Here is a 12,370-nt window from a genome sequence, read left to right as displayed (position 1 = left end):
AATTAACGTTATAAACAATACATTCATCCTAAGTGAAGTACCATCTGGCGTTAATATTATTTATGAAAGTCTATTGTCTTGGTTAGGTGGAAAGCCACATGCTATTTATAGTTTACTTTTCTTTTAGCGCTGACATCTCAACAACTTTTATAATTGCTTGCGCTACTGCCTCCGGTGCTTCTATGTGCACCGAGTGCCCCCACTTGTTTGAGCGAATATGCTGTCCAGTTTCCACCTGCTGAAATAGTGCATTGTGTAATTGTAGCCAAAGCGCTTTGCCTTTTTGAGTTTCCTCAATAAACATCGGCTTTTCATATATTTTTGTTGAAGTGAAAAGAATAGTCGGAAGCGCGGCGGGTAATGGAATTAAAGCTTCTTGAACCTGATCTAGTGTGTCAGTTAACCGCTGATACTGCGCCTGAAGATGAGGTGGCATATACTTCGCGATAACAAGGTCATCAGCAACAACGCGCTCCTCGTCTAATGCTTTGAAACGCAATCGATGTACTAACGTCGTCGGCTCAATAAGCACCATACCATCAATTTCTGACACGCTGTTTTTTAATGTTTGCGTTGCAACCAAGCCACCATAGGAATGCCCTACCACAATCACATTTCCGTTTTGGCTAGCTTGTTTTATTCTTTTTTGCATTGCAGCTACATCCTGAGCCAATGTTGTTGGTTCAGCATCGGGCGTCATCAAGCTACTTCGGGTCTCGTTTATGACTTTTACGTTATTGGGTAGCAGCGCTATCACAGGGTCCCACACTTGACCTTTGGTTCCAAAGCCTGCCTCAAAAATAACGGTGGTATCAGCAGCCATTGATACTGCTACTTGAAAGAAACAGAGAATAATTGTGACTAGTTTCATTAAACGCATTGCTAGTTCCTTATGATATAGAAGCGAATTTGCAATAACGTTAACAGTGGCAGGGTGAATTTAGCGTCAATATTTCTTCATAAGGCTTGCGGGGAAAACGGCTACACATTCTCACAGCTTGCTATCAATTCGCTTCCATTCTTCTCGGAGTAATGAGTACATCTCTAAGTCTACAAGATTACCTTTAAACCATCTTCCCTGCCTAAGCGTGCCTTCATAAACGAAGCCTTGTTTTTTGAGTATGGCTGACGACACTACGTTTTCGCATACTGTAACCGCTTGAAGCCGGTTGAAGTGTGTAGACTCAAAGAAAAATTGCGTAAACAAGCAAAGTGCCTTTTTTGCATAGCCTTTTTGTCTGTGGCCAGCGAAAATGCGGTAGTAAACTTCTCTTCCGTTCATGTAATGCGCGGTTTTAAAGCTTCCAATTTCACCCACGATATTGTGCTGATTATCTTCAATAACCAGCCTGCCACAACTGTCTTGCCAAAATCCATTTTGGTCAAATGTGTCATAAAATTCACTTTCAGAAACAAGCGACACTGGCATAAATTCACCTGCATTACTGAAGTCTTGGCTTAAGGCGTAAAGCAAGGGTAAATCCTGTCTACGTACTGTTCTTATGGCTATATTTTCTGACGCTATCATAATTTATTGTTTACTTGGTGCAGCAGCACTGCCCGCTAAAATGCCACCGTCTACGTTAAGCTCGATACCCGTAACATATTGAGACTCGTCGCTGGCTAAATAGAGTGCAGCATAGGCCACATCTTCGGGCTCACCCATTCTGCCGATGGGGATATCTGCAGCAATACTTTCAATTGCCTTGGCGCGATCATCTCCCTGTGGAAGCATTGCCTCCCACATAGGCGTTAGTATTGCTCCTGGATGTATTGAATTACAACGAATTGGATAAGATTGCTGCGCGCAATAAAGTGCTACTGATTTGGTATGATTGCGAACCGCCGCTTTGCTAGACGCGTAAGCGGCCGCACCAGGAATACCGACCAATCCAGAACGAGATGATATGTTAACTATGCTTGCTCTGACTGCTGATTTCATAAGGCTTATAGCGTGCTTACACCCCAGCATAACGCCATCCAGATTAGTGCTATGTACTTTACGCCAAGTATCCATACTGACGTGTTCAGGATCAAAAGGCCCAGATGCCTCCATAAACCCTGTAATGCCAGCGTTGTTAATAAGAATATCAAGGTGGCCATGCGCTTTTGCGATAGCCTGCATAGCGTCTATCCAATCTTGCTCGGAAGTAACATCTAAATACACGAACGAGGCATTAGCACCGATGGCCGCTGCCGCTAGCTGCCCTTTTTCACGTTCAATGTCGGATAGAATGACAAAGGCACCTTCCTTAGCGAAAACCTCTGCAATCGCTTTACCAATACCTTGTGCGGCCCCCGTTACTAGGGCGACTTTATTGTTTAACCTTGCCATTGTCTCTCCGAGGTAAGCTATCTTTTGTTTTCAACAATACTTCATTTAACACACGGTCATAGTTGGCTCTGGTATCCACAAGCGAGGTACAAGTGTTGTTTATGGAAAGCCAAACTCCTAGCGTATAGCGAGTTTTAAGTGTAGAGCATGGGAAGTGAAATTAGGGTGAAGCATTTAAAAATGGCACACCCGGCGCGATTCGAACGCGCGACCTTTGCCTCCGGAGGGCAACGCTCTATCCAGCTGAGCTACGGGTGCGTAGTTGATGTTTACAAAGATGAAAATACGCTAATAAACGTATCCTGCAAACGGGGCGTAATAATACTTAGGCCATGGGCTGTCATCAACTGATTTATTCAAAAGTCTTTTCGCGGCGCTTATCAGTTTGTTAAAAATCCTTACTTTTTATGGGTAATTAAGCGCAAATAGTTGTTCAGCTCTAATTTACCGTTATAATCTGGCCAGTTATATTTTAAACAAATTCATCATTGCCTGGAGACAGATGTGAAATTAAAGACTTGGTTAACTGTTGCTGCTACTGCGCTAACCGTTTTTGCAGCACAAGCACAAGAAATGAGTAACGATGAAATTGCTGAGCGCATTAAGCCAGCAGGTCAGGTTCACGTAGCAGGCGCAGCGGCAGCGGGTAACGCTGGTGCAGCAGGCGGTGCTAAGTCAGGTGAAGAAGTGTACAACTCTGCCTGTGTTGCATGTCACTCTGCTGGTGTACTAGGTGCGCCTAAACTACACGCTGCAGCTGATTGGCAGCCTCGCCTTGACGAGCGTGGCCTTGACGGCGTGTGGCAAAACGCGTTGAACGGTATTAACGCAATGCCTCCTCGTGGTACATGCGGCAACTGTTCAGACGACGAAATTAAAGCTGCAATTGAATATATGATCGAAGGTATCTAAACCTTTAATAATTCTTCAAATTGCTTGAAAAAGTAGCGTTTTCTCGACTAATCGGTTAATTTAACCGCTCGGGGAAACGTTCTTTTTATATTGGCGATAGGAATGTCATCAGATTCAACGCAATATGAGTTGACAGAAGAAGAACTGCGAGAGTTAATTCCGCAGCTTCAACAACTTACAGAAAAGTATAAGCGCGCTGAACGTGTTCAGAAAGCGCTTTTTGACATTTCTGAATTAGCCAGTTCTGTAAGTCACCTAAATCGCCTTTACACCGCTATTCATGAAATTATTGCTGATTTCATGAATGCAGATAACTTCTTTGTTGCCTTTTACGAACCCGAAAGTAATGTTGTCGACTTTGCCTACTTTGTAGACGAGTTTGACGAACAGGTCGTTAAGCAAATGCCCGCCGAGTCGTTAATGAACGGCATGACCGGTTACATTTTAAAAACCGGTGATCATCTATTTTATAAACGCGACGACGAACAAACCTTTGCCGAACAGCACGAAATTGAGCTTGTTGGTTCACAACCTTTTGAATTATTGGGCGTACCGCTTAAGCGTGGTAGTCAGGTAATTGGGGCCATGGTTGTGCAAACTTATGATGAAGGCGTGCACTACACCCAAGAAGACTTAGAAGTTCTGTTGTTCGTGTCACAGCACATTGTGACCACGGTTGACCGCGTGAAAAACCGCGAGCTTACCGAGCGTACTATCCGCGAACGTACGCGTCAGCTTCGTAAAATTAACGACGAGCTTCAAGAAGAAATTCTTGAGCGCCAAAAGGTTGAGTCGTTACAACAAGCACTGTTTGAAATATCAGAACTTGCCGCCAACCTAGAAGGCGACATGAACGCCTTTTACTCTAGCTTACATCAAATTCTAGAACGCCTTATCAGTGCGCCTAACTGCTACATTGCTATTTTAGATAAGGAACAAGAGCTGCTGTCGTTCCCGTATTTCAGCGATGTAATGCAAGAAAAGGTAGAAACCCGCCCATTGGGTTTAGGTCTTACTGAACTGGTACTGCGCTCAGGCCAAGCTGAGCTTATAAACCCGCCGCGCGTGTTGCAATTAGCCGAAGCGGGCGAGATTGATGTATCGGTTGCGCAAACTATGCTTAATAGCGCTAACTCGTGGTTGGGTTCGCCGCTTATTGTAGAGGGTGAGATTGCTGGCGTAATCGCAGTACAAACCTACGGTAAGCACGCTAAATATACGTCGCGCGACCAAGAGCTATTGCGCTTTGTATCGCATCATATTGCGGTGGCCATGGAGCGTAAGCGCAACACCGAGTCGATGCAACGCTACAACATAGAACTGGAAGAGCGCGTTAAAGAGCGCACTGGCGAACTAAACCGTGCCAATAAATTTCTTAAGCAGCAAATTGAAGAGCGTAAAGAGATTGAGCTTAAGCTTATTCACGACGCTCACCACGACGCCCTAACCGACTTACCTAACCGCGCCATGTTTACCAGCCGCTTAGAATTGGCTATTGCCAGCAAGCAGCGCTATAACGAGAACATGTTTGCGGTACTGTTTATCGACCTAGACCGCTTTAAAGTGATTAACGACACGTTAGGGCACCACGCAGGCGATGAATTTTTAATTGAAGTTGCGCGCCGTATTGCCTTGTGTGTGCGCGGGCACGACTTATTGGCTCGCCTGGGTGGCGACGAATTTGTGGTGTTGCTCGATAACTTTGAAGATGCATCAGACGTTGAGGAAGTGGCAAGCCGTATTATTGCTTCTATCTCTGAGCCGTTTTTATTAGATGGCCGCGAAATGTATTCAGGGGCCAGCGTTGGCATTGCACATTTAGAAAGCTACTACCGCAGTGCCGATGAAGTCTTGCGCGACGCTGATGCTGCTATGTATCAAGCAAAAACCTTGGGGCGCGGCAGATTTGTGATGTTTGATAAGAGCATGCGCGATCGCCTGATTGAAGAGCTTGAACTTGAAAACGAGTTTAGGCGTGCGCTACGTGAAGAAGAGTTCGACTACTTTTTACAGCCTGTAATTGATTTGAAAGACAATTCGACACTGTATAAAGAAATGTATATTCGCTGGTCGCATCCTGCCTACGGCAAGATTGCACGTGAACAGTTTAGACAAGTCGCTGAACACAGCGGGCTGACCTTAGACTTAGATTTATTCCAGCTAACTAAAGCGTGCGAACTTTTAAATTACTACAAAGACACCGACGAAAGCATAAATAGAATTGCGGTGAATGTGTCGATTAATCACTTGCTGCAAGCGTCGATGGTTAACAAGATGATTGACGTTATTTCAGAATCTGGGGTTGTGCCTAGCCAGTTGGTGTTTGAGTTTGACGAGAACGACTTAAACCGTCGCTCACAGTTTATTCTACCTGCTATTAAAAAGCTTAAACGTGCAGGCGTTACTTTGGTGCTAGATAATTTTGGTAGCGGCTTGGCCTCGTTGAGCTATTTGTTCGCCTACCCGTTCGATTTCATTAAAATTGATCATCGCTTTGTGAAATCACTTCCCCGCTCGCAACGTAACCTTAAATTGATTCAGTCGGTTATGCTAATTTCAGAGCATCTGAAATTTCAGGTTATTGCCGAGGGCATCGACGCACAGGCTCAACTTGACGCGCTCAATGAGATTGAGTGCCGCTATGGTCAGGGCAAGGTGATCAAGCACGCCAAGGTGCTTGATATGGCGCTACTCGCAAGCTAATTAGATTTGCCAACCAGAAGTAAGTGAACACTTACACCAACCTGTAAATCGACTTATTTTTTGCCCAAAATATCACGCAAGTTCGCAATGCCTACCTGCGCTTTTTGCTGGCGCTCTTCTTTGGTGGCCTTTGGTTTTTGATTTTCCCACTGCACGTCATCAGGCGGTAGTTCGAACAAGAAACGGCTTGGCTCTGGCTGTATAACCTCACCAAACTGGCGGCGCTCTTTGGCAAGGCTAAAGATAAGTTCTCGCTGGGCACGCGTGATCCCCACATAGGCCAAGCGACGCTCTTCTTCTACGTTGTCTTCGTCTATGCTGCTTTGGTGTGGTAATAGGCCTTCTTCCATACCCACAAGAAATACAATAGGGAACTCCAAGCCTTTAGACGCGTGAAGGGTCATTAACTGTACTTGGTCCCCTTCCCCATCGTCTTCACCGCGCTCCATCATATCGCGCAGAATAAGGCGGTTAACCACTTCGGTAAGAGTCATTGGCTGGTCAAGGTCGTTACCCTCTAGCATGTCGTTTACCCAACCAAATAGGGTACTAACATTAGCCATAGCCATTTCAGCTGCTTTAGGGCTGGCGCTGGTTTCGTAAAGCCATTCTTCGTAGCCCATGGTGCGGATCATGGCGCGTACTGCATCTACCGTATTACCGCGCTCGGCGTTATCAGAAAGCTCAACTACCCAACGTGCAAAGCCTGACACCGAATGAAAGGCTTTATCTGGCAATACGCTATTTAAATTAGGGTGGGTAGCCGCTTCAAACATCGACACGCCTAAGCTATTGGCAAAATTACCCAGCTTTTCTAGTGTGGCTCGCCCTATTCCGCGCCCCGGCGTGTTAATAATGCGAAGCAATGCGTTGTCGTCGTCTTGGTTCACCAACAAGCGTAAGTACGCCATGATGTCTTTAACTTCAGCTCGGCCAAAGAACGACATACCGCCACTTATTTTGTAAGGAATGCGGTTACTCATTAGCAGTTTTTCGAAAATACGACTTTGGTGATTACCGCGGTACAAAATGGCGTAGTCTTTAAACTGCGTGCGGTTCATAAACTTATGTGCCAACAATTCAGCGACAACACGTTCGCCCTCGTGCTCTTCGTTTTTTGCCTCAATAACTTTTAGTGGCTCACCGTATTGCAGTTCAGAAAACAGGGTTTTGTCGAACAAGTGCGGGTTGTTCTGAATAAGAATGTTAGCGCAATGCAGAATACGCCCTGAGGAACGATAGTTTTGCTGAAGCTTTATTACGTTTAAGCGGGGAAAGTCTTGTTGCAGCAAATGCAGGTTCTGAGGTTTTGCGCCACGCCACGAATAAATTGACTGGTCGTCATCTCCTACCACAGTAAAACGCGCGCGCTCGCCTACCAGCAGCTTTACTAGCTCATACTGGCTGGTGTTTGTGTCTTGATATTCGTCCACCAGCAAGTAACGTATTTTGCTTTGCCATTTCGCCCGTACCTCTTCGTTGTGCTTAAGCAGCAACGTAGGCAATAAAATCAGGTCGTCAAAGTCTAGCGCGTTGTAAGCCTTTAAGTTGTCTTGATAGCGCTTGTAAGCCTCAGCAAACTCCCGCTCACCGGTGCTAGTTGCAGTCTTTAATAGTGCATCGGGCAAGATAAGGTCATTTTTCCAGTTTGAAATACAGCTTTGCAATAGCTGAAGCTGGTCTTTATCGCCGTCGATGGTGTCGGTTGTAAGGTCATTCAAAAGTGCTGTCGAGTCTTTATCATCAAATAAAGAAAAGCCGGGTTTTAAACCCAAGTCTTTCACATGGGCTTTAATGATGTTCAAGCCCAAGGTGTGAAAGGTAGAAACTTTTAGGCCTCGCGCTTCAGGCTTGCCTAAAGTTTGCGCTACACGCTCTTTCATTTCACGCGCGGCTTTATTGGTAAAAGTTACCGCAGCAATATAACGTGCTGGCATGTCGCAGTTTCGTACTAAATGGGCAATTTTGTTGGTAATTACACGGGTTTTACCACTACCTGCACCCGCAAGCACCAAGCATGGGCCTGACACAAAGGTTACTGCAGATTCTTGGGCTTCATTTAGTTTCATTCGAGTCCTACAACAACGTACAAAATGGTATGAGCACACTTTTCATTGCATGTCGTGCCGATACCGATAGAATAGCTTTCATAATTTGAGCTGCGCATTATAAGGGAATTCCATGTTGGATCCGAAGAAACTCGAAGATTTAGCGAAACAAATTGCTGATGCCATTCCACCTGGCGTTAAAAACATGGCTGAAGAAGCCGAAGGCAGAGTAAAGACAGTATTGCAGTCTCAGCTGTCGAAGCTAGACCTAGTCACTCGCGAAGAGTTTGATATTCAAAGCCAAGTACTTATTCGCACCCGCGAAAAGTTAGATGCCATGGAAGCAAGAATGGCAGAACTTGAAGCAAAACTAGCCGAAAAGTAATAACACATTTTGGATGATAAAAGCGCCTAAAAGGCGCTTTTTTGCGGAAAAATTTATCTGAAATGATCTGTTTTAACGCTCTCGTCTTTCAATTAGTGTACTTCACACCCTCACTAGACAAGAATTTCTAAGCCTTTTTGAGCAACTAAGTTAAGCAGTTTCAGAGAGGTTCCCCTAGGTCTTTTAGCGCCTTGCTCCCATTGCCTCACCGTAGATGGCGTAGTATTTAAATAAGCTGCAAAAACAGCTTGGCTCACACGCTCTTTCTCTCTAATTGCTTTTATTTTACTACCATCATACTGTTCTATTTTAGGCAAACATAATGCGTCAAACTGTTGCATAGTTTGGATATCCATTACGCCTGCATCACTCAAGTCTTTCGCCGTGTTGTGCACCACATCTAAAATACTGTCTTTCATGTCACTTCACCTCTTCAATACCGCCAGCTTCAATTGCTTGGCTTAGCTGCACATCGTTGTAACTCAGCAATTCTTTCGCTAAATGTTTTAATGCCTTAAGCTCGGTAGCATTGACGTTCGAGCGTACACGTTTGGCAAAACCGTATATGAAAAATACCTTATCTCCCGTTTTGAAAACCAGGATAGTTCTAAAGCCACCACGTTTACCTTGGTGTTGTGCAATGCGTTTTTTGAAAATATTGCCACCTAGGTCTGCGTCAACCAGCCCCGCGTTAATCTCTTCTATCGCGACTTTTAACGCTTCGTCCTTTAACCCGTATTTATTCGCCCACCTTGAGAACCACTTTGATTTGAATATGCGCATAGGATCCATCCCATGGAAAGTATAACACTTAGTGATACACCTTTCACTTGGTGAAGCACTCTGTTTTTGAAACATCAGAAATATGATCAGAAGGCTTGTGCTAGTTCACAAGCCTTTAATTATGCTAAAGCAGCTCGCTTTTGCTACCAAGGGGACATGAGTACAGTTTTAGAAGACTACGTACATTCAATAAACAACTCTTTAGCGTTAAACCGCTACGCCAAATAAAAATGCAGTGCCGTACCAAGGGTGATGGCTAAGCCAATATAGTGATTTTCGAGGAAGGCTTTGAAGCAGCCTTCTCGTTGCCTGCGTTTTATTAGCTGGTACTGACGTACACATAGCAACGCAGAAAATAGAATAGCGCCGTAATAGGGCCAAGTGGCGTCGATGGCGCAACCAATACACCACAGAATAATTAAGGCAATTGCTTGTAGTAGCATAACGATGCGCACATCGTTTTTGCCAAACAGTATCGCCGTTGACTTAACACCTATTTGAAGGTCGTCGTCACGGTCTACCATGGCGTACATAGTATCGTAGGCGACTGTCCATAAAAGGTTCGCAACAAATAACCACCACGCGTAAGCAGGCACCGTTTCTAGCACAGCCATAAAGGCCATGGGGATGGCCCAACCAAACGCTGCGCCAAGCACCACTTGAGGCAAATGAGTGTAGCGCTTCATAAAAGGGTAAGACGAGGCAAGCAACAACGCCACAACAGAAAGCGCAATGGTTTGCCAATTAAGAAACAGCACCAACACAAACGCCAACGCAATAAGACCTCCAAACAAGGTAAGTGCCTGTTTAGGCGTAACTTCACCTGTAGCCAAAGGGCGCGCTGCTGTACGCTTTACGCTACCGTCGACTTTTCTATCGGCGTAGTCATTTATTACGCAACCTGCCGAACGCATTACAACAACACCCGCAACAAAAATGACTAAAATGCTTAATGGCGGTAGCCCTTGCGCCGCCATAAGTAGCGCCCACATCGTAGGCCATAGCAAAAGGTAAATACCTACTGGTTTATCTAGTCGCATTAAGCGTGCGTATGCACCAAGGGTTGCTTTGCTCATAGTGATAACTCGTTACTGAAAGCATGTGTATAAGCCGGTGATTCCGGCAAGAAAACTTCCGCCACTATCATGCTTTGCCCCTCTAAGGTGAACATTGAACGGCGCCCCCATAGTGCTTGCGTTTTTCTATAACCAAGCGCGGTTGCATCAAGCGTACACACTTCAAACGCAGAGCGAATGAAACGTGCATCGTTAAACAACCGCTTGCCAAGAGGTTCACGACCTAGGTTTGATAGTTCTGCATCAATAATGGCCTGAGGAATAATAGAGCGAGCAAATACCCAAGGCTGTTCGTCACCACACAACAAAATTTCGCGCACTTGATACGACGTATTGCCATTACTGACCAGCATCGATAGCTCGTTTGGGTGTGGTATACGAGAGTCTTGCCCTAATAATTCAAGTGAAAAATGCTGGCACGACGACTGCACTCGCTCGGTTAACGAGCCAGTATCAAGTAACCAGTTTTTTAAGTTGGCATCAGATAGACTGATCCCCTCTGGGCGCTGCCAGTTAACCGCTAAGCCTACGGGATAAGAGGCGTTAAAACTCACGTGAAAAGCTCGTATTATTAATCTGTTAGTATGATACCACGTATAATGTATGTGTCAGCGACAATGACGCTAAAGCATAATTATGTAACCTATTCTCGTTAACGCTCACATTTTTTGTAGTGCTACTACTTTTGCAGTAGTGCGTTTAAGTGCAGTTTTGCTACACTACCAGTGATTTTATTTTTTTCTTTGGTCTTTTGGCTTTTACCATGCTTAAGTCTTTATTCGTACGTTGTTTTTTATTGAGTTGTTTTGTTTTAGGCGCTAGTGCACCTGCATTAGCACAGGATAAAGCAAGCTACGCTTATTTGGGTCTAGAGCCTGAAATTGTGACTAACTATATCAGTGATAGTTCGGCCAAGCTCGGTTATGTACGCGTGTCGGTAGAGCTTATGATCCACGATGTAAGCCAGCTTGAAATTGCTGAGCACCATTTGCCATTGCTGCGCGCCACCGCAATAGAAATTTTTGGTCAACAGCCCTCTGAGAAAGTTAAGTCGCTCACGGGCCGCGAAGATATTCGCCGCGCTATTTTGAAGGCGCTGCAAGATCATATGAAACAAGAAACTGGCGGCGAAGTGATTAAAAACGTAATTTTTACGAAATACTTGTATCAAGGCGCTTAAGCTAAAGTCGCTATAACGCTATTTTGAAGTACGCAGAAAAGCGAGCATTAGCTCGCTTTTTTTGACCCTAGGCTCAGTAACGCTGCAAGTAAACAGCCTGAGATAAGCCCCGCAGTATGAGCAGCGTTTGCCATGCTCACCCACAAGATATCGGCATAGCCTAATACCAGCCATACCAACATAAAGCCCACTATCGAGTTAGGTAGCGACAAGCCCCAATTCGGGCGTAGCCAACCAAGCCACCACACAAAACCCATAACGGCATACACAACCCCAGACAGGCCACCAAACAGGAACATATTATTGCTCATTGGCTCGCTAAATAATGCTTGGGCACCATTTGACACAACCGCTGACACCACAAACACTATCAACAACATGCTTAGCCCAAAGGTGCGCTCTATTTTAGCCCCAAGCATCGCCCACCACAGCAAATTAAACACAATATGCAGTATGGAAAAATGAATAAAAGCCGGGCCTAGCAGTCGCCACCATTCATGATTTTCGGCCAGCACTGAAAATGGCTGCATAAGTAAATGCTTGGCTATAGGAGCAAACAATCCCAGCAGCGAGAGCCCATAAATGACCGCACACAGCAGGAAAACTACTGTTGTGAAGGGAGCACTTTTGGCATCACTGATAATAGTAGCTGCTGAAAATCCACTTGGAGTGCGTGCCAAGCGCACGTTTTTGCCGTTATCCCAGGCGGCCTGCTGATACTTGGGATCGGTGGGATTATTTACAAAGTCTTGCGCTATTGCCTGCGCTCTTTCAGTGTGCTCGTCGTTAGCGAGTACAACAACAAACTCGTTGTTGTCGGTTGCGTTAGTGTGCTGCACTACATTGGCGGGAATTTGCTGGCTTGTTAAATAATTTGCAAGAAGATGCGCCGGACTTTGTTGATTGAAGGCGATTAATGGCTGACCCATGAATACGTGAAATCCCTAG

General features: G+C 45.2%; 13 protein-coding genes and 1 tRNA gene. 4 read left to right on the top strand and 10 right to left on the bottom strand.

The window, feature by feature from the left end:
• Nucleotides 1-112: 112 nt before the first annotated feature.
• The 4 genes from OZ660_RS00405 to OZ660_RS00390 form a co-directional block, all read right to left on the bottom strand.
• On the bottom strand, nt 113-880 hold the full coding sequence (locus OZ660_RS00405; RefSeq protein ID WP_274742177.1) for an alpha/beta fold hydrolase: 768 nt from the start codon (nt 878-880) through the stop codon (nt 113-115).
• A gap of 111 nt (nt 881-991) precedes the next feature.
• Nucleotides 992-1,528, bottom strand: coding sequence for a GNAT family N-acetyltransferase (locus tag OZ660_RS00400; protein ID WP_274742176.1), 537 nt, complete (start codon nt 1,526-1,528; stop codon nt 992-994).
• A gap of 3 nt (nt 1,529-1,531) precedes the next feature.
• Entirely contained in the window at nt 1,532-2,335 is an 804-nt protein-coding gene (locus tag OZ660_RS00395) for a glucose 1-dehydrogenase (protein ID WP_274742175.1), read from the bottom strand.
• A 181-nt stretch (nt 2,336-2,516) separates the two neighbouring features.
• Nucleotides 2,517-2,593, bottom strand: a tRNA-Arg gene (locus tag OZ660_RS00390).
• Between the two features lie 246 nt (nt 2,594-2,839).
• On the opposite strand from OZ660_RS00390, the gene OZ660_RS00385 reads away from it, so the two are divergent.
• A complete protein-coding gene (locus tag OZ660_RS00385) occupies nt 2,840-3,247 on the top strand; it encodes a c-type cytochrome (RefSeq protein ID WP_202263087.1) in 408 nt (135 codons plus the stop codon).
• Between the two features lie 102 nt (nt 3,248-3,349).
• Nucleotides 3,350-5,950 carry a sensor domain-containing phosphodiesterase gene (locus tag OZ660_RS00380; RefSeq protein ID WP_274742174.1) on the top strand — a complete coding sequence of 867 codons (2,601 nt, stop codon included), beginning with the start codon at nt 3,350-3,352 and terminating at the stop codon, nt 5,948-5,950.
• Nucleotides 5,951-6,003: 53 nt separating this feature from the next.
• On the opposite strand, the gene rep is transcribed toward OZ660_RS00380, so the two are convergent.
• Nucleotides 6,004-8,019 carry a DNA helicase Rep gene (gene rep, locus OZ660_RS00375; RefSeq protein ID WP_274742173.1) on the bottom strand — a complete coding sequence of 672 codons (2,016 nt, stop codon included), beginning with the start codon at nt 8,017-8,019 and terminating at the stop codon, nt 6,004-6,006.
• Nucleotides 8,020-8,131: 112 nt separating this feature from the next.
• Here rep and ubiK point away from each other — a divergent pair, with 112 nt between their 5' ends.
• On the top strand, nt 8,132-8,383 hold the full coding sequence (gene ubiK, locus OZ660_RS00370; protein WP_202263084.1) for a ubiquinone biosynthesis accessory factor UbiK: 252 nt from the start codon (nt 8,132-8,134) through the stop codon (nt 8,381-8,383).
• A 113-nt stretch (nt 8,384-8,496) separates the two neighbouring features.
• Here ubiK and OZ660_RS00365 read toward each other — a convergent pair whose 3' ends face one another.
• The 4 genes from OZ660_RS00365 to OZ660_RS00350 all read right to left on the bottom strand — a co-directional run bounded on the left by OZ660_RS00365 (nt 8,497) and on the right by OZ660_RS00350 (nt 10,796).
• The gene (locus OZ660_RS00365; protein WP_202266665.1) at nt 8,497-8,802 is read right to left on the bottom strand and encodes a helix-turn-helix domain-containing protein; all 306 of its coding nucleotides are present in this window, start codon (nt 8,800-8,802) and stop codon (nt 8,497-8,499) included.
• Between the two features lies 1 nt (nt 8,803).
• Entirely contained in the window at nt 8,804-9,166 is a 363-nt protein-coding gene (locus OZ660_RS00360) for a type II toxin-antitoxin system RelE/ParE family toxin (RefSeq protein WP_274742172.1), read from the bottom strand.
• 215 nt (nt 9,167-9,381) lie between these two features.
• Complete coding sequence (ubiA, locus tag OZ660_RS00355) at nt 9,382-10,242, bottom strand: 4-hydroxybenzoate octaprenyltransferase (protein ID WP_274742171.1); 861 nt, start codon at nt 10,240-10,242, stop codon at nt 9,382-9,384.
• Nucleotides 10,239-10,796 (bottom strand): chorismate--pyruvate lyase family protein, encoded by a 558-nt coding sequence (locus tag OZ660_RS00350; protein ID WP_226432436.1) that lies wholly within the window; start codon nt 10,794-10,796, stop codon nt 10,239-10,241. The genes ubiA and OZ660_RS00350 overlap by 4 nt, the downstream gene beginning before the upstream one ends.
• Nucleotides 10,797-11,005: 209 nt before the next feature.
• Here OZ660_RS00350 and OZ660_RS00345 point away from each other — a divergent pair, with 209 nt between their 5' ends.
• Nucleotides 11,006-11,422, top strand: coding sequence for a flagellar basal body-associated protein FliL (locus tag OZ660_RS00345; RefSeq protein WP_202263080.1), 417 nt, complete (start codon nt 11,006-11,008; stop codon nt 11,420-11,422).
• A gap of 47 nt (nt 11,423-11,469) precedes the next feature.
• Here OZ660_RS00345 and glpG read toward each other — a convergent pair whose 3' ends face one another.
• A complete protein-coding gene (gene glpG, locus OZ660_RS00340) occupies nt 11,470-12,351 on the bottom strand; it encodes a rhomboid family intramembrane serine protease GlpG (RefSeq protein WP_226432435.1) in 882 nt (293 codons plus the stop codon).
• Nucleotides 12,352-12,370: the final 19 nt, after the last annotated feature.

This window comes from Alteromonas sp. 009811495 (genome assembly GCF_028865455.1).
In the GTDB taxonomy this organism is placed as follows: Bacteria; Pseudomonadota; Gammaproteobacteria; order Enterobacterales; family Alteromonadaceae; genus Alteromonas.
This window is presented reverse-complemented; position numbering and strand designations above follow the sequence as displayed.

Coding starts and splice junctions, on each gene's coding strand:
- OZ660_RS00405 (WP_274742177.1), bottom strand. CDS start 880: ATGCGTTTAATGAAACTAGTCACAATTATTCTCTGTTTCTTTCAAGTA.
- OZ660_RS00400 (WP_274742176.1), bottom strand. CDS start 1,528: ATGATAGCGTCAGAAAATATAGCCATAAGAACAGTACGTAGACAGGAT.
- OZ660_RS00395 (WP_274742175.1), bottom strand. CDS start 2,335: ATGGCAAGGTTAAACAATAAAGTCGCCCTAGTAACGGGGGCCGCACAA.
- OZ660_RS00380 (WP_274742174.1), top strand. CDS start 3,350: ATGTCATCAGATTCAACGCAATATGAGTTGACAGAAGAAGAACTGCGA.
- rep (WP_274742173.1), bottom strand. CDS start 8,019: ATGAAACTAAATGAAGCCCAAGAATCTGCAGTAACCTTTGTGTCAGGC.
- ubiK (WP_202263084.1), top strand. CDS start 8,132: ATGTTGGATCCGAAGAAACTCGAAGATTTAGCGAAACAAATTGCTGAT.
- OZ660_RS00365 (WP_202266665.1), bottom strand. CDS start 8,802: ATGAAAGACAGTATTTTAGATGTGGTGCACAACACGGCGAAAGACTTG.
- OZ660_RS00360 (WP_274742172.1), bottom strand. CDS start 9,166: ATGCGCATATTCAAATCAAAGTGGTTCTCAAGGTGGGCGAATAAATAC.
- ubiA (WP_274742171.1), bottom strand. CDS start 10,242: ATGAGCAAAGCAACCCTTGGTGCATACGCACGCTTAATGCGACTAGAT.
- OZ660_RS00345 (WP_202263080.1), top strand. CDS start 11,006: ATGCTTAAGTCTTTATTCGTACGTTGTTTTTTATTGAGTTGTTTTGTT.
- glpG (WP_226432435.1), bottom strand. CDS start 12,351: ATGGGTCAGCCATTAATCGCCTTCAATCAACAAAGTCCGGCGCATCTT.